The organism is Schaalia meyeri (genome assembly GCF_900105015.1).
Taxonomy (GTDB): domain Bacteria; phylum Actinomycetota; class Actinomycetes; order Actinomycetales; family Actinomycetaceae; genus Pauljensenia; species Pauljensenia meyeri.
The window spans coordinates 96838-113986 of the sequence record NZ_FNLK01000005.1; the positions used below are offsets into that span (position 1 = coordinate 96838).

The 17149-nt window shown below is 63.8% G+C and carries 11 protein-coding genes and 5 tRNA genes; 9 read left to right on the forward strand and 7 right to left on the reverse strand.

Features of this window, described 5'->3' with window-relative positions; translation table 11 throughout:
- Positions 1 to 102: 102 nt before the first annotated feature.
- Together BLT68_RS01195 and BLT68_RS01200 are read right to left on the reverse strand one after the other, a co-directional pair.
- Positions 103 to 1905: a chloride channel protein gene (locus tag BLT68_RS01195; protein ID WP_070779064.1), complete on the reverse strand. Its 1803-nt coding sequence runs from the start codon at positions 1903 to 1905 to the stop codon at positions 103 to 105.
- 50 nt (positions 1906 to 1955) lie between these two features.
- The gene (locus BLT68_RS01200; RefSeq protein ID WP_074632525.1) at positions 1956 to 3956 is read right to left on the reverse strand and encodes a S9 family peptidase; all 2001 of its coding nucleotides are present in this window, start codon (positions 3954 to 3956) and stop codon (positions 1956 to 1958) included.
- A gap of 133 nt (positions 3957 to 4089) precedes the next feature.
- Here BLT68_RS01200 and dxs point away from each other — a divergent pair, with 133 nt between their 5' ends.
- The gene (gene dxs / locus BLT68_RS01205; protein WP_050694657.1) at positions 4090 to 5991 is read left to right on the forward strand and encodes a 1-deoxy-D-xylulose-5-phosphate synthase; all 1902 of its coding nucleotides are present in this window, start codon (positions 4090 to 4092) and stop codon (positions 5989 to 5991) included.
- Positions 5992 to 6013: 22 nt separating this feature from the next.
- Here the strand turns inward: dxs and BLT68_RS01210 are convergent, their stop codons facing one another.
- The 3 genes from BLT68_RS01210 to glgX form a co-directional block, all read right to left on the reverse strand.
- On the reverse strand, positions 6014 to 7258 hold the full coding sequence (locus BLT68_RS01210; RefSeq protein ID WP_074632527.1) for an HRDC domain-containing protein: 1245 nt from the start codon (positions 7256 to 7258) through the stop codon (positions 6014 to 6016).
- On the reverse strand, positions 7259 to 7813 hold the full coding sequence (locus BLT68_RS01215; protein ID WP_050694659.1) for a DUF3000 family protein: 555 nt from the start codon (positions 7811 to 7813) through the stop codon (positions 7259 to 7261).
- 116 nt (positions 7814 to 7929) lie between these two features.
- Positions 7930 to 10041, reverse strand: coding sequence for a glycogen debranching protein GlgX (glgX, locus tag BLT68_RS01220; RefSeq protein WP_050694660.1), 2112 nt, complete (start codon positions 10039 to 10041; stop codon positions 7930 to 7932).
- A gap of 152 nt (positions 10042 to 10193) precedes the next feature.
- On the opposite strand from glgX, the gene BLT68_RS01225 reads away from it, so the two are divergent.
- From BLT68_RS01225 to BLT68_RS01245, 5 genes are all read left to right on the forward strand, one after another.
- A tRNA-Gly gene (locus BLT68_RS01225) sits at positions 10194 to 10266 on the forward strand.
- A gap of 1 nt (position 10267) precedes the next feature.
- Positions 10268 to 10339 (forward strand) — tRNA-Val (locus BLT68_RS01230).
- A gap of 56 nt (positions 10340 to 10395) precedes the next feature.
- A tRNA-Gly gene (locus tag BLT68_RS01235) sits at positions 10396 to 10468 on the forward strand.
- 34 nt (positions 10469 to 10502) lie between these two features.
- Positions 10503 to 10573 (forward strand) — tRNA-Cys (locus BLT68_RS01240).
- 1 nt (position 10574) lies between these two features.
- A tRNA-Val gene (locus tag BLT68_RS01245) sits at positions 10575 to 10649 on the forward strand.
- 299 nt (positions 10650 to 10948) lie between these two features.
- Here BLT68_RS01245 and BLT68_RS01250 read toward each other — a convergent pair.
- Positions 10949 to 11722: a hypothetical protein gene (locus BLT68_RS01250; protein WP_070778990.1), complete on the reverse strand. Its 774-nt coding sequence runs from the start codon at positions 11720 to 11722 to the stop codon at positions 10949 to 10951.
- Between the two features lie 100 nt (positions 11723 to 11822).
- Positions 11823 to 12590 (reverse strand): flagellar basal body-associated FliL family protein, encoded by a 768-nt coding sequence (locus BLT68_RS01255; RefSeq protein WP_050694662.1) that lies wholly within the window; start codon positions 12588 to 12590, stop codon positions 11823 to 11825.
- Between the two features lie 71 nt (positions 12591 to 12661).
- On the opposite strand from BLT68_RS01255, the gene BLT68_RS01260 reads away from it, so the two are divergent.
- The 3 genes from BLT68_RS01260 to thrS all read left to right on the forward strand — a co-directional run bounded on the left by BLT68_RS01260 (position 12662) and on the right by thrS (position 17149).
- A complete protein-coding gene (locus BLT68_RS01260; protein WP_070778991.1) occupies positions 12662 to 13939 on the forward strand; it encodes a carboxylate--amine ligase in 1278 nt (425 codons plus the stop codon).
- A 113-nt stretch (positions 13940 to 14052) separates the two neighbouring features.
- Entirely contained in the window at positions 14053 to 15078 is a 1026-nt protein-coding gene (locus tag BLT68_RS01265; RefSeq protein WP_050694664.1) for a lipid II:glycine glycyltransferase FemX, read from the forward strand.
- Between the two features lie 73 nt (positions 15079 to 15151).
- The gene (gene thrS, locus BLT68_RS01270) at positions 15152 to 17149 is read left to right on the forward strand and encodes a threonine--tRNA ligase (protein WP_050694665.1); all 1998 of its coding nucleotides are present in this window, start codon (positions 15152 to 15154) and stop codon (positions 17147 to 17149) included.

Sequence of the window (17149 nt, forward strand, 5' to 3'; positions counted from 1 at the left end):
CGAGCTGCGCTACGCTCGCATCGGTCGGATGCGTGCCGCACGCCGACGCGGCAGGACCGGCGTGGATCGCGGATACGGGCGCAGAGGGAAGGGAAAGGACACTTACGGGGTATCGCTCTGGTTCCTGGCCCTGCGCTCCTTTATGCGCGAACCCCATGACGTCTGTGTCCTGGCTGCGATTGCGCGCCGCTGGTCGCGGTACATGCGGTCCACCAGGTCCCGCTCTGACACCCAACCGACGACACGGCCCTGCTCGTCCAGGACCGGGAGGGCCTGCAGCCCGGTGCGGCGAAGCGCTCCCAGGACCTCGGAGGGCTGACTGGAGGCGGCCACGGCCTCGTCAATGAGGGGCAGGTCGGACAGGGGAGCATCGAGTGCCCCGCCCCCCTGCGTGAGCTCAGCGAGCCGCAGCGACGACACGAGGCCCACAAACCTCATGTCGCGTGCCGCGACGGGCAGCACGGTCTCCTTCGTGCGGCGCAACGCCGACAGGGCGGACGCGACGGAGGCGGAGGCGGGAAGCACCTCGGGGGGCTCCGCCATCCACTGCGAGGCGACCCGCGTGCCCAGGAGGGTGCCCTCAACCGGGTCGTCCAGGACGTCCCCGCGCCTGCGCAGCTTCTCCGTGTAGATCGTCGCTCGCGTCAGGAAACGAGAAGAGGCCGTGGCGATGACGACCGCCAGCATCATTGGCAGGATTAACGAGAACTGCCCGGTCATCTCCACGATGATGAGCACGGCCGTCATGGGCGCGCGGGCGGCACCCGCGAATGCCGCGCCCATTCCCACCACGGCGAAAACCCCCACAGGTGAATCGGACAGAGGCGAGATCACGTTTCCGAAAGCCGCGCCAGCCATCGCCCCGATGAACAGCGTGGGGGCAAAGACGCCGCCCGAGCCGCCGATGCCGATGGTGACGGACGTATAGAGCGCGCGCCCGACCATCAGGGCGAGCAGGAAGGCGATCGAGAACCGACCGGCGATGGCCTGCTCCTCAAGCGGATAGCCTGACCCGAACATGTGCGGGAACGCCACCAAGGCAGCGCCGAGGAAGAGGCCCAGCACCCCCGGTCGCGCCCACTCCGGCATGCGCGCACATGCCCACATCCAGTCAATCGCATCTTCTAACGCGTACAAAAGCTTGGAGAAACCAAGGCCGCACAGGCCGGCCACGAGGCCCAGCAGCGCGACCCACCACATGTCCGCCTGCGATGCGAAGGACAGGTCGCCCGCGACGCGCACCACCATTTCATCGCCCTGCAAGAGCCGGGCGACCATCGAAGAGGTGACCGCGGAAAGCACGACGAAGCCGAAGGCCTCGGCCGTGAACTCCGTGAGGATCACCTCGAGAGCGAAGACGGCGCCCGCGAGCGGGGCGTGGAATGTGGCGGCGATGCCGGCTGCCGACCCGCACGACGCCAGCAACACGACCCGGGAAACCGGCATGCCCATCCACGAGGCGATTGTGGAGCCCAGCGATGCGCCCACCTGCACGATGGGGCCTTCGCGTCCCGCGGAGCCGCCAGAGCCGATCGTCAGCGCGGACGCCAGGATCTTTACGATGGCGACGCGGCCGGGAATGCGCCCGCCCTTGCGGCGGACCGCGAGCATGACCTCGGGAATACCGTGTCCCTTCGCGCTGGGAGCGAAACGCTGGATGAGCGGCCCGTACATCAGGCCGGCCACGGCGGGGGAGAACAGCAGGAACACCCACGGAGCCCACCCCCACGTCCCGTGCGCGTCGCCGATGTGGGTCGTGTACTCGTCGAACCCCGTCGACACCCACGTCCACGCGTGGATCGCCAGATTAAAAAGGACAGCGGCTCCGCCAACCACGGCTCCGACGATGGCGGCGGCGACGCCCAGCAGGGAACGGTGCGCGGCGACCGTGCGGCCGACGCGCAAGCGGGCTCCCGCAGCCGTCTCTTCCGGGTGCGGGGACAGATCAGGCCGCGTCACAGGTTAGCGATCTCCACGTGAATGGGGGCGTCGGTGGCGATACCCCACACGGTCCGATAGAACGACAGCTCGGACTGCCATGCGTCTTTGATGTTGACTGCCGAGCGGAAGCCGTGCCCCTCACCCTGGTAGAGCTTGAGCGCCACAGCGCTGCCGCTGGCGCGAAGAGCCTCGTACATCTCCGCGGCCTGGCAGGCCGGGACAACCGGGTCGTCGCTGCCATGTAGGAGCAGCAGGGGAGCGTGGATCCGCTTGACCTTGTTGATGGGGGAACGCTGAGTCCACACGGGCTCCGACAGGTCGTCTGATCCGATCAGCAGCTGATCGTAGTGGGATTCGAACTTGTGTGCGCTCTGCGCGAGCTTCGCCAGGTCAGCAATCCCGTAGAACGAGGCGCCGGCCGTGAAGATAGGGGAAGATGCCAGCGCATTGAGCGCGGTGAAACCACCGGAGGAGCTGCCGCGGATGGCGATCCTGCGGGGATCGACGTACCCCTGATCGATCAGGTATTGAGCGCCGTCGATACAGTCCTGCACGTCCATGACGCCCCATTGCCCGTTGAGCTTCTCGCGGTAGGCGCGCCCAAAGGAAGTTGAGCCGCGGAAGTTGACGTCCAGGACGGCGAAACCGCGGCTGGTCCAGTACTGGAAGGGGACGGACAGGCCGGGGCGTGTCGCACTGGTCGGGCCGCCGTGCACGTTCACGATCAGCGGCGGTAGTTCGCCGTCGGGCGCGCAGTAGTCGGGGTTCACGGGCGCGTAGTAGAAGCCGTGCGACTCCTCGCCGTCCGAGGTCTTCCACGTCAGCATCTGAGCGGTCGATACAAGGGCGGTGGGCACCTGCGCCTCGGAGGAGGGACGCAGAATCTTTGTCTTACCGCGCGACACCTCGATGATCGCCGGCGTGTGCGTGGCAGAATCCGCCAGGAAAACGACCCGGCCGTCGGCTGCGGCAACGTTACCGATGGGCCACCAGCCGGTCGCCCATTCCTCAGCCATGCCGTTGTCGATGCGCACGGTGCCGATGTGCCAGATCTGATTCTCGACCCAGGAACACACCAGGTAGTCGTTATCGTAGTTGTCGTAGGAGTGTAGGCCGAGTTGCCAGTGCGGGTGGGAGAACGCGCGGTGCCCCGGGTGCAGGGCACGGGTGCGCAGGCGCGTCGTCCACGCATTCGGGTCCTCGTCTTCGTGCCAGACGAAGCCCTGGGTGCGGTACAGGTTCGCCCACGACGAGGAATCATCCACGTGAATAAGGTCTCCGTCCAGCGTCCAACGCGGCTCGTAGACGCACACGCCCGGGCGGTCGACGAGGACGACCTCCCGGTCGATCGTTCCCTCGAACGTCAGGGAGGCTACCCGCAGCTGCGAGCGCGTCCAGGGCATGTTCGGGTGATCCCAGGAAATCCACGCCAGCTTGGTGCCGTCGGGCGAGACCATGGGCGCCTGGGCGAAGTCGGTGCCGCCAAAAACCGTGATGATGGCGTCGTCGTTGCGTGCGGCGGAGCCGTCGAGCGGAATCGCAACGATCGAGTTCACGGGTTCGCCATCCCCAGAGTGGTCCTCGGCGACCGCGTAGACGAGGCCGCGCACGTCGGCGATCCAGAAGTCGCCGTAGCGGACCTTTGACAGCGTCGTCAGGGGGCGCACGCCTCGGCGTGGATCCGACGTGTCGTAGGCGTAGACGCGGCCGTCGGTGCGGTCGGAGAAGACGATGACTCCGTGGTGAACCGCGTAGGCTTTGCCGCCATACTCGTGGACGCGAGTGCCGATGTCAGGCAGGCGAACGCCGTCAATGAGGGGCAGGACCTCGCCCGTCTCGCCGGTTCCCCTGCGCCGTAGCAGTGTACCGCGACCTCCCTCAAGCGGGTGACCCTCAACCCAGTAGGTGTCGGGACCATCAACACGTACCTGGGACAGGGTGACTGAACGCGCGGTGAAGGAATCACCCGTGATGGGGGACTTCCAGATGCCGTGGGGTGCGACAGTGACGGACATAGTGCCTCCTTGAGGGGTATGGCGAGCCAACGGTCCCATCTTAGTGCGCGCGATACCAGCCTGCGCGGATCGGGCAGGGGAGGATTCCGCTTCGATCCGCTGGTGGGACGCTCGGGCAACTACACTGGTGCTCATGTCTGGAGCACATGAGTCGCGTGACCTGCTATCGCGATGTACCGCACCGTGGGAGCTGCGTCGTCTGGAGCGGGGACAACTGGACCAATTGGCGGCGCAGATTCGAGCGTTTCTGATCGATAATGTCGCTCGTACGGGTGGTCACCTGGGCCCCAACCTGGGCGTGGTTGAACTCACGATCGGGCTGCATCGGGTGTTTCGTTCCCCGCAGGACACGGTCGTGTTCGACACGGGACACCAGGCGTACGTCCACAAGCTGCTCACGGGGCGCCAGGACTTTTCTTCCCTGCGGTGCCCGGGCGGTTTGTCGGGCTACCCCTCACGCTCTGAGTCGGAGCACGACGTGGTGGAGTCCTCGCACGCATCGGCATCGCTGGCGTGGGTGGACGGTATTTCCCGCGAGAAGCACCGCCGGGGGGACCGGACCTGGACGGTTGGCGTCATTGGAGACGGGGCGCTGACGGGTGGGATGGCATGGGAGGCGCTCAATAACATTGCGACCGCGAAGAATCGTCGCATCGCCATCGTTATCAACGACAACGGGCGCTCGTATGCTCCGACGATCGGCGGGTTGGCTGCCCACCTGGACGCCCTGCGCACGTCGGCGGGGTACGAGCGCGCGCTCGCGTGGGGCAAGCAGCACCTGCTTAGTCACGGGGTTCCCGGGCGAGCGGCCTACGACGCGTTGCACGGCCTGAAGACCGGCATCAAAGACGCGCTGATCCCGCAGGTCATGTTCGAGGACCTGGGACTTAAGTACATCGGTCCTGTCAACGGCCACGACATCGCCGCGGTCGAAAGGGCGCTGAGGCGCGCGCGATCCCTGGACGAACCGGTTCTCGTACACATGATCACCGAGAAGGGACGCGGATACACGCCCGCCGAGGAAGACATCGCGGATCGCTTCCACGCCGTGGGCCCGATTCACCCGGAGACGGGCCTGCCCATCGCCCCGGAGCGTTTCGGTTTTACGGGCGTCTTTGCCGACGAGATCCGCTCATTGGCGGCCGCGCGTGATGACATCGTCGGCATCACGGCCGCGATGATGCATCCGGTCGGACTGGGCCCCATGCACGAGGCGTTCCCCGGTCGAGTTATCGACGTCGGCATCGCCGAAGCCGAGGCCGTCACCTCTGCCGCCGGCATGGCCTACGAGGGGGCGCACCCCGTGGTCGCCCTGTACGCGACGTTCCTGAATCGAGGCTTCGATCAGCTGCTCATGGATGTTGCCCTTCATCGGGCGGGCGTAACCTTTGTCCTGGACCGTGCGGGCATCACGGGCACCGACGGAGCCTCCCACAACGGAGTGTGGGACATCGCCATGTGTTCGCTCATTCCCGGCGTCCGCCTGGCCGCGCCCCGAGACGAAGCCACGCTGCGCGAGGAACTTCGCGAGGCTCTTGACGTCGCCGACGCGCCGACCGTCGTACGCTACCGGAAGGGTGCTCTCCCCGAACCGATGCCCGCGCTGCGCAGGGTCGGGGGAATCGATGTCCTCTTCGAGGAGGAGGTGGAGGCCTCGTCCGCCCGGGTGCTCATCGTCGGTGCGGGGGCGTGTGTGCCCGACGCGCTTAAGGCGGCTCGTCGGTTGGCTGCAGGCGGCGTCAGTGTCACGGTGGTTGACCCCCGGTGGCTGCTGCCCATTCGCGCCGACCTGACCTCCTTCGCGTCGACCTTCGATTGCGTGATCAGCGTCGAGGACGGGATCGTGCGCGGCGGCTTCGGGTGGGCTCTCAGGGATGCTTTATACGATTCGGGCGTTCCCGTGCGGTGCCTCGGCGTTCCCCAGATCCTGCCGGAGCACGGAGACCGATCCGCGATGATCAGGGAGTTCGGGTACGACGCGAGCGGCATCGAATCTGCCGTCCGCGTGCAGGTCGAGGGCCTCGTCCGCTGCTAGGGGGAAGGACAGGGGACAGGGGTCAGACGCCGAGCGCGTCGCAGATGGGGTCGAGCGTCAGGTCGATCTGCCAGTCCCTGGCCCCCCGGAACACCATGCGTTCCTCCACCTCGTCACCGGACGGGCGCGAGGGATCCAGGGGGGCCCAAGCCAGGTAGCGTTGTACCTGCGGTGCCAGCACAACTTCGGGGGCCAAGTCGAGCCTCGAGGCGACCGACGCGACCGTGGCGCGTACGGTTCCCAGCCGGGCGGCAGCGGATTCGTCGATGCGATTCCACTGGCGTGGCTCCGGAATCGAACCCGGTTGAACGGGCCTGTTCTTGGGTGGAAGCTCGTCTTCTGCCATTGCGTTGACGCTGGCGAGGGCGTGCATCCACTCGTTCATGTACTGCTTGGCAACGGGGGATCGGAACTCGTTGATGCTCATGAGCGCGCGCCTGTTCTTGGGTGGCGCAGCCGCTGCACGTATCAGTGCCGCGTTACGTACGAGGCGACCGGGGGACAGGTCGATGCGGCGCGCAATCGACTCGCGTGTCTCCCACAGTGCCTTGAGCACGCCCAGGCCTCGGCGGCTGCGAATTTTTCCGGATCCTGGTACGGATCTCCACCGATCCGGTTTCGTGGCAGCGGGCGGAACCGACAGCGAGTACGAGAACTCCTGTTGAGCCCACTCCCACCGACCCATCTGATCGAGCTTCTTTGACAGGCGGTAGTACAGCTCCGTGAGGAGCTCAACGTCCAGCGCGGCGTAGCGTAGCCATTCTTTGGGGAGAGGACGAACCGACCAATCCGAAGCCTGGTGGTCCTTGACGAGGCCCAGGCCCAGCACCTGCTCAGCGACCGCCGCCAGGCCGAAGCGCTGCAAGCCAACCAGGCGCGCCGCGATTTCGGTGTCGAACAGCGAGGACGGACGCAAACCAACCTGACGAAGATTCGGCAGGTCCTGCAGACAATCGTGGAGGAGCCACACGTCCTCCAGCCCGGGCTGCAACGCGGACAGATCGGGCAGCGCGTGGGTGTCGATCAGGAAAGTCCCAACATCCTCGCGTCGAATCTGCACCAGGTAGGGGTCAGAGCCGTAGCGAAAGCCCTGGGCGCGCTCCACATCCAGGGCGACCGGGGCCGTGCCCGTTTTCAGGTTGCGTACGGCACGCTCAAGGTCGTGCTGCGTGTCAATGACGGCGGGAATCCCCCCGCGCGGCTGCGCGATGAGCTTCGGGTCATCCGTATCGCCGCGCGGCAAGCCGCCGCCGTTGTTGATCAACACTCAGACTCCTTCGAGATGGCGCGTCGGAACGATACCCGCCGTCCGACGCATCACATCTGCCCACCCGGACAGATGCTCACCAAGATACTCGCTGTTCGGCGTCCACGAGGCGCGCACGTCAACGAACAGAGATGAGCCGCGCAGCTCAAGCCCCCCGAATGCTTCGCTTATTTCCCGCGTCACGGTGCCCGTTAGGTCATGGAATCCAGCACCGGCCGCGTCTAAACAATCGTGGGTCCAGCCCCAGACGCCTTCCGCGAGGAGCGGGTCCGCGATCATCTCAGAATCGATCTGGGTGCGTAGCTGACCAACCATACGGAACGTCCCGTTCCAGCCAATTTGCTCCACAGGGTCGTGCAGGATGACTATGCGACCAGTAGACAGGGGCTGTCCCGCGTCGTCCTCGTCTGTCGTGCGCATCGCGAGTGCCGCTGCGAAGGGCGCCAAACCACGAGGTGAGGGAACCTCCTCAAGGAGTATGTGCGGCAGGTGGTCGGCCTGTCGCAGGGACAGCAGGGCCCGCACAAACCTCTCGGGCACCGCATTTTCATTCACAATTTAAATCGTACGAGTGTCACCACGTCTTTTGGTACAGACGCGCCGCTGAGGCTAATCTCGATAAGTAGCCGGTACGTTTTTCGAGTAATGGCTTATCCTCAATGGGGCTGTCGTCATAAACCTCGCGGGTTACGCAGGATAAAGGATGTGCGTGGCGTGACGTGAACAATGTCCCCGGAATGATATTCACGGTGATCATCGTCGCCAGCGGTATCGACGACCGTGTACCACACGTGTCCGTACTTTGTGTCCGGCAGCGTGAAGTCGACCGGTTCCGGCGCGGCGTTCAGAAGCAGGAGGAAGTCATCGTCCAGGATTGGGCGCCCGTTTGCGTCCGGCTCGCAGATTGCATCCCCGTTATAAAAGACCATCGTTGAGCGGGCCCACGGTTGATTCCATTCCTCTTCCGTCATGTGCGTTCCGGCCGGGGTGAACCATTCGATCTCACCGAGCTCCGATTCGCCGCCGCGCCGCGCGGGCCCCTCAAGGAATCGCCGACGGCGCATGACCGGATGATCGCGACGCAAGTGGATGAGGTGGCGGGTGAACTGCAACAGTTTGTGATCGTGTTCGTCCAGTTTCCAGTCAATCCAAGACAGCTCGTTGTCCTGGCAGTACACGTTGTTGTTGCCGCGCTGCGTGCGTCCGAGCTCATCCCCGTGAGCGATCATCGGAACGCCCTGTGAGAACATCAAAGTCGTGAGGAAATTTCGCTGCTGGCGGTAGCGCAATTCAACGATCTCTTCGTCGTCCGTGTCACCCTCGGTGCCACAGTTCCACGAACGGTTGTCGTTCGCGCCATCCGCGCCACCCTCGAGATTTGCTTCGTTGTGCTTGTCGTTGTAAGAGACCAGGTCGCGCAGGGTAAAGCCATCGTGCGCGATCACGAAGTTCACCGACGCCATCGGCTTGCGCCCGGTCGTCCCGTAAAGGTCCGACGAGCCTGCCAGTCGGGAGGCGAAATCCGGTAGGGATGAGAACTCGCCTCGCCAGAAATCGCGGACCGTATCGCGGTAACGTCCATTCCATTCCGACCAGAGCGGAGGGAAGCCACCCACCTGGTAGCCGTCCGCGCCGACGTCCCACGGCTCGGCGATCAGCTTGACCTGCGAGACCACAGGATCCTGGTGGATCAGGTCGAAGAAAGCGGATAGGCGGTCGACCTCGGCGAACTGTCGGGCGAGCGTGGAGGCCAGATCGAATCGGAAACCGTCCACGTGCATCTCTGTTACCCAGTATCGCAGTGAGTCCATGATGAGCTGGAGAACCTGCGGGGAGCTCATGAGCAACGAATTGCCCGTGCCCGTCGTGTCGAAATAGTGCTGGCGATCCCCGTCAACCAGCCGATAGTACGAGGGGTTGTCGATGCCGCGGAACGACAGGGTGGGGCCCATGTGGTTGCCCTCCGCCGTGTGGTTGTATACGACGTCCAAGATGACCTCGATGTTGGCCGCGTGCAGGGCTTTCACCATAGCCTTGAACTCCGACACTTGTGCCCCGGGATCGGTCGAGGCCGCGTAGGCGTTGTGCGGGGCAAAGTAACCGATTGTGTTGTAGCCCCAGTAGTTGGATAGGCCCTTGGCCTGGAGCGTCGTGTCGTTGGTGAACTGGTGGATCGGCATGAGCTCGACCGCCGTCACGCCGAGCTTGCACAGGTGTTCGATGATCGCGGGATGCGCCATGCCCGCATACGTTCCCCGCAGCTCTTCTGGTACCTCCGGATGCCGCATCGTCATGCCCTTGATGTGGGCCTCGTAAATGATGGTCTCCGAATAGTCGTGTCCAGGGCTGTGATCTCCCTCCCAGTCAAAGAAGGGATTAACCACGACCGAATGCATGGTCGACTCCGTGGAATCGCCCCCCTTGAGGATCAGGGGATCGTCGGCGCGATAGGACAGGAGGTCGATCGAGTCGGTGAGCTGGCCCTCGATCGCCTTTGCGTAGGGATCGAGGAGGAGCTTGGACGGGTCGCATCGCAGGCCGTTGCGAGGGTCCCACGGGCCCTCGATTCGGTAGCCGTAGCGCTGCCCGGCGCGCACCTGGGGAACGTAGACGTGCCAGACCCACGCGTCCACCTCGGTCATCGGGATTCGCATTTCGTTGAGGCTCTCGTCTAGCAAGCACAGGGTCACCGAAGTGGCGACAGACGAGTAAATCGCAAAGTTCGTACCGGTTCCGTCGAATGTAGCGCCCAGAGGGTACGCCTTACCAGGTCGAGTATCCATACCCTCAAGAGTGGCACGAAAGCGCACCGACCGGCAGTAATCTTCCCGCAGAGGTCGTGTGACTTGGATAACTGACTCTTGGCTTTGCGTTCGCAGGGGGAGGTCTGTTATCGTTTTATCCGTTGCACGGGACGGTTGGCGTTTCGGCAGACGCGGATGTGGCTCAGTTGGTAGAGCATCACCTTGCCAAGGTGAGGGTCGCGGGTTCGAGTCCCGTCATCCGCTCGGGCGATTGGCGCAGCGGGAGCGCGCTTCCCTGACACGGAAGAGGTCACTGGTTCGATCCCAGTATCGCCCACGGTCGTCCTGGCGACAGGATAGGCGGGCGTTCGCCCGGCCGCACAAGCGGTTCACGCGGATGTGGCTCAGTTGGTAGAGCATCACCTTGCCAAGGTGAGGGTCGCGGGTTCGAGTCCCGTCATCCGCTCTCAGTCGGGAATCCACACGATCCCGTTGGGCGTGGTGGGTTGGCCGAGAGGCGAGGCAGCGGCCTGCAAAGCCGTCCACACGGGTTCGAATCCCGTACCCACCTCGGGCGATTGGCGCAGGGGTAGCGCGCTTCCTTCACACGGAAGAGGTCACTGGTTCGATCCCAGTATCGCCCACCAGATAAACCGGATCGTACGATCCGGTTTTTGTGTGTCGAGGCCAGGCCGGCCTGGGAGCGTACGCTGTTTTATCCGAGCGGGCGGAGCCTCCATGCGCCGGTATGGCGTGTTCAACGAACAGCGCTGTTTCTCCGGCAAACCTCGTCAATGAGGGGTCGGTCACAGCAATGCGATGGCGCGGGGCTGTAAGGAAGCGATGCGTTGAGCGCGGCGCGACGCCGTGACAAGCCGCCAACTAGGCGTGATGACGAGACGACGAGGAGATTCGCGGTGACACGCGTACTCGTCAGGAAAGTGGATTACTTCGTGTCGAGGCTGGCCCACGCTTCGTACGATTTTTCCTGGGGGTGGTGCACTGCGGTGCACTTGAAATTAAAGACACCGCTACGCCCCGACGAGAGCGTCCCGTTAAACTTACCCGTCATCAGAAACTGTGGTTCGCCAGCCTCGTTGGCGCCATCACGATCAACCTTCCAATCGTCGATGCTCCCCTTGCTGACACTCTGCATGAGGGCGTCCCGACACACCTCCTTGACGTTGCGCTCCTCTTCGCTGCTCACCTCGTTCGAAGAATTCTGCGACTTATTATCGGGCGCCGAAGAAGGGTTTTGTGCCGAGCCGGGATTGGGCTGAGTTGCGGAAGGCACGGGGGTAGCGCCACCCGGCGCTGTGGGTGAGGCGGAGCGATCCGAGGAGCGGTTTCCATTCTGGGTGAGGGCGAGTGCGAGAACTATCAACAAGATGAACGCCATCACGGCGCCGATAATGCCGATGATGAGCCCCTTCTTAGGGCCGCTCTGCTGTGGTTGTCCGCCGAAAGAACCGTAGGATCCGTTCGGGTAAGCCACTCCCTGGAGGGCGGGACCCTGAACGCCGTAGTAGCCCTGCTGAGGCTGCGGGGCCCAGCCGGGCTGATTCTGGCCGTAGCCCGAGAATCCTCCGGTGGCGGGCGTCTGCTGAGCGGACCGCGGATCGTAGGGAGCGCCAAATTGCTGCCCGCCCGGATACGGGCCAGCCACACCATGCCCGGCGCCGGAAATGGGTTGCTGATTGGGGTCAAGAGGATTGGACATGACGGCTCCCTGATGTCGATACGGTTGAGCGCTGGAAGGCGGATGTCAACGATTTATCCGGTGGAGGAAAACAAGTGCGGGGCAGGCCAAACGGCCGACGTCACTTGGTTCCAGAGGCGAGGATCTCAACGATCCCCGTGGACTTGTCGTAGACACCCTTACAGCTAAAGGAAGCGTCGATCTTCTTGTTGTTCTTGGTGCTGACGCCAGTGACGCGTCCGTCGTAGTTATAGGTGTCGACTTGGGAGGACGATCCAGTCCGTGTCAGCTTCTCGTCCGAAAAGGAAGCGGAACTGATCTGAGAGGACAGCTTTGTTTTGCAGGCAGAAATAAACATATTTTCCACGCCGTCCTGAGAACCGCTGCCGTTTCCGGGTGCCGAGCCAGAACCTTTCGACGGGGCAGAGGAAGGCTGACCCGACGGGTTGGAACCGTAGGGCGGCTGGGCCGAGGGCGCTGAGGTCGGCTGTCCGGCCGACGTGGGGTTGGCGGTCGTGTCTTCGTTGGAAGAACCACCGCGCAGAGGCAGGTAGATCACGAGCCCGACAATGAGCGCTACGGCGAATGCGCCCGCGATGATGGCGACGATCTTCCCCGTGTTCGAACCGGAGGGCTGGGGACCCATCGGTCCACCGGCGTATGCGGGCTGGCCATACATGGGGGAGCCGTAGCCCTGCTGGCCACCGCCCTGGGGGAAGCCACCCTGAGCGTAATCGCCCTGAGGATATCCGCCCTGGGGGTTGCCCCCCTGAGCATATCCCCCCTGGGGGTTACCCCCCTGAGCATATCCCCCCTGTGCGGGATACCCGGGCGCGCCCTGCTGCGGCTGGAAGGGGGGCTGATTCTGAGGTGGGAACGGAGTGCTCATGTCTATGTCCTTGTCGGTGAGAGCGATCTCAGGGAACGTACCGTCATCCTACCAGGCGCTAGGCTTGCGGTATGACGATCGAATATCTGACGCGGCCTCGTCCGCTCACACCCCGAGAGGACATCCTGCCCGTGATCATCGGGGGAGACTTCGGGGTCTACGGAATCGGGCGCTGTTTCAACGAGGCCTTCGGTTGTGACTGCATCTGCGTCGGTTCGCAGCCGACCAAGTCGATTACCCGGTCGACCTTCTTCGACGTCCGGCACGTGGGCGCTCACGCAGACGACACGCAGCTGCTGGATGCCCTGATGACCATCGCGGGGGACCGTGGTGACAAGAAGCTCATTCTGATGGCCAATCACGACATTTTCTCCGCGTTCGTCGCCCGGAACATGGAGACTCTCTCGCCCCACTACGCGCTCCCGTTCCCCAGCAAAACTGTGATGGATAGCCTCACGGACAAGGCGGAGTTTGCTCGGGCCTGTGAGCGTGTGGGAATCAACACTCCCCGGACACTTGCCGTGGAATTCTCGGGGGGTAACGACGATGCCTGGTGCGCTCCGGAGATTCCCTTCGACTTCCCCGTGGTCGCCAAGCCTGCGAATGGCGAACCCTACGACATGCTTGAGTTTGAGGGAAAACGCAAGATTTGGTTCATCGATTCGCCCGCGCAGCTTGCGCAGCTGTGGGAGACCCTCAAAGACGTCGGTTTTCGGGACACTTTCCTGGTTCAGGAGCTCATTCCGGGAGATAACACGGCGATGCGGTCGATCACCGCCTACGTCGACTCACGGGGCGAGGTCACCCTCATCGGGTCGGCTCGCGTGCTCCTCGAAGATCATGCGCCCACGATGATCGGTAACCCCGTCGCCATGATCACCGAGGACTTCCCCTCGCTGTGGGCTGACGCGTGCGCGCTACTGACGCAAAACGGCTACCGCGGGTTCGCGAACCTCGATGTCAAGATCGATCCTAGCGACGGACGCGCCCTCTTCCTGGAGGTCAACCCGCGCATCGGGCGTAACAACTGGTACATGGCGGCAGCCGGTGCAAATCCGATGATTCCCATGGTTGCCGACCTCATCGACGGCGTGGCGTGCGAACAGGCTCAGGCAACCGACGAGATCCTCTATACGCTCGTTCCGGATTCCCTCCTCCTGCGCTACATCACGGACGAGGACCTGCGTCGGAGGGTGAAGAGAATCATTCGGGAGGGTCGCCGCTTCGATCTCCTCCTGAACCCCATTGAGAAGGACCTGCGCCGAAACCTCACCGTGTGGCTCCAAAAGCAAAACCACCGCCGTAAGTTTGCGCGCTATTACCCCGAGCCGACGGAGACCTCCTATTGAGCTCGAGTCCGCGGACTGCCTCTTTTGTCCCTCCACGACCTCGTTGATAGGGGAGAGCCCCTGCTAGACTGACCACCTACACGCGCCCTGTACTTTCGACGAACGAGGACACCATGACGATCACCGCACTCGTCCCCATCTCGCAGGATGACAAGACCGCTGCGGTCTCAGGATTCCAGGACCGTTCCATGCCCATCGAGCAGGCATGCGTGTGGGAGGCCTTTGAAGAATCCCAGGGGCACGGCGTGTGGGGCCGCTACGCATGGTGCGAAGACGATACGAAGGTCGCCTTCATTACCCTGTACAAGTATTCGGTGCGCGGCGTCCGTTACCTGTGGGCAAAGTGGGGGCCCGCGTGGATCAAGGAGGCTACCCCCGAACGTGAAGCGGCGCTACGAGCCGACCTGCTGCGCGAGATCAGGGCCAAGGATCGTTCCGTTGCCTTCGTGCGCCTGCACGCCATCTACCAGCACCCTGACCTGCGCATGCCGCTGCAAACCATCTCCTATGATCGCACGGTCGTCATCGACACCTCGGGGAAGACCGAAGACGCGATTCTTGCCACCATGCCCAAGTCCGGCAGGCGATCGATCCGCAGCGGGCTGAAGAAGGGAAAGGCTGAGGGCGTCACCTTCCATGAGGACACCGCACACGCCGCATCCGTTATCGACGAGTACTACGCGGTCATGGAGGAAACGGCGCGGCGCGATGGCTTCCGCCCCCACCCCAAGGCCGTTTACATGGACCTGCTGAGCACCCTTGGCCCCAAACATGCCCGCATCTTTTCCATGCGGGACGCACAAGGTAGCATCCTGTGCTGGGACTTTTGCCTGGTCGAAGGCATCCGCGCGCAGGCCGAATACGGCGCATCCACCGAGGACGGTCGGCGTCTGCGACAACCCCCCGTCCTGGATTTCCTGGCCGCCGAATACCTTGCCCGCGACGGGGTGCGCGAATTTGACCTCATGGGCGCACATTCCCCCCGCTGCCCCGACCTGTTTCGCGTCGGCAAATACAAGATTGCCTTCGCCGCGCACGTCACAGATGTTCCCGGCGGTTGGGACATGCCCATCAAGAAGGGTACCTACCGGGCGCTGGCGGCGGCGAAAGCCATCAAGGACTGGCGTGGCCGCTCCTGAACCGTGTGCCCCCGGGCGATAGAATCCCACCAACAGCGCAATCGCGCGTACCCATCGAACCAGAGGAGACACAGTGCCCGATATCTCGCTCGTCATCAACGGACAGCCCGAAACAGTGCCGGCGGGGACCACGGGCGCCACGTGGTTCGAAAAGACACGCGACGTTGTCGCAATCAAGGTCGATGGCACGCCTCGCGACCTGGCGACGCTGCTCGAAGAGGGGACGAGCGTCGAATCGATCACCCTCGATAGCGAAGACGGCCTGGACATCCTTCGCCACAGCGCCACTCACGTGCTCGCCCAGGCCGTCCAGGATGTCTTCCCCGACGTGAACCTCGGCATCGGACCGTTTATCACCGACGGTTTCTATTACGATTTCGGCAACATTGACGCGGTTACCCCCGAGCTGCTGCGCGAGCTGGAGAAGCGCATGAAGCGCATCATCAAGGAGGGACAGCGCTTCGTACGCCGCGAAATCGGTGAGGCCGAGGCCCGTGTCGAACTGGCCGACCAGCCCTACAAGCTTGAGCTGGTCACCACGAAGGGCAAGGGAGCGGAGGGGGCCTCCGTTGAGGTCGGTGGCGCCACCTTGAGCATGTACGACAACGTGCGCCGCGACGGCTCGGTCGCATGGAAGGACCTGTGCCGCGGCCCCCACCTGCCATCCACCAGGCTAATCGGTAACGGCTTCGCCCTGACGAAGGCGTCCGCCGCCTACTGGAAGGGGAACCAGGACGGCGACCAGCTGCAGCGCATTTACGGCACCGCCTGGGCCTCAAAGGACGACCTGATCGCCTACCAGGAGCGCATAAAGGAAGCGGAGCGCCGCGATCACCGCCGCCTCGGCACCGAACTGGACCTGTTCAGCTTCCCCGAGGAGATCGGTCCCGGCCTGCCCGTCTTCCACCCCAAGGGCGGCGTCCTCAAGCGCGTCATGGAGGACTACGTGCGCGAGTCGCACATCGCCAACGGCTTCCAGTACGTGGCCACGCCCCACATCTCCAAGGAGGAACTGTTCCACACCTCCGGCCACCTGCCCTACTACGCGGACGGCATGTTTCCCCCGATGGACGACCAGGGCCAGGCCTACTACCTGAAGGCCATGAACTGCCCGATGCACAACCTCATCTACCGCGCCCGCGGGCGGTCCTACCGGGAGCTGCCCCTGCGACTCTTCGAGTTCGGCACCGTCTACCGCGATGAGAAGTCCGGCGTGCTCCAGGGCCTCACCCGCGTGCGCTCCATCACCCAGGACGACTCGCACAGCTACGTCATGCCGGAGCAGGCGCAGGACGAGATCAAGCACCTGCTCACCTTCATCCTGCGCCTGCTCCAGGATTTCGGGCTCACCGACTTTTACCTGGAGCTGTCCACGCGCGACACCGACGGCAAGAAGAAGGACAAGTTCATCGGCACCGATGAGCAGTGGGAGCAGGCCACCGCGATCCTGGAGCGCTGCGCCGCCGATACGGGTCTCCAGTGCGTGGCCGACCCGGGGGGCGCCGCGTTCTACGGCCCGAAAATCTCCATCCAGGCCAAGGACGCCATCGGGCGCACGTGGCAGATGTCCACCATCCAGTACGACTTCAACCAGCCGCACCGCTTCGGCCTGGAATTCACGGCCCCCGACGGAACGCGCCGCGAGCCGGTCATGATCCACTCGGCAAAGTTTGGCTCCATTGAGCGCTTCATCGGAGTGCTCACCGAGCACTACGCGGGCGCGTTCCCGGCGTGGCTCGCCCCCGTCCAGGTGCGTTTGATCCCCGTTGCCGAGGCATTCGACGGATACGTGAAAGACGTTGCCGCGAAGCTGCGCGAACGCGGGGTACGGGTCGAAACCGATCTCTCCGATGACCGTTTCGGCAAGAAGATTCGCAACGCGTCCAAGGAGAAGATTCCCTTCACACTCATCGCGGGCGGCGAGGACGTGGAGGCCGGAGCCGTGTCGTTCCGTCTGCGCGACGGGTCGCAACACAACGGAATCGTCGTTGATCGTGCGGTCGAACTGATCGACGCCCACATCAGGGGGCGCCACAACAGCGACCACATCGACGGCCTCGACCAGGCGTGA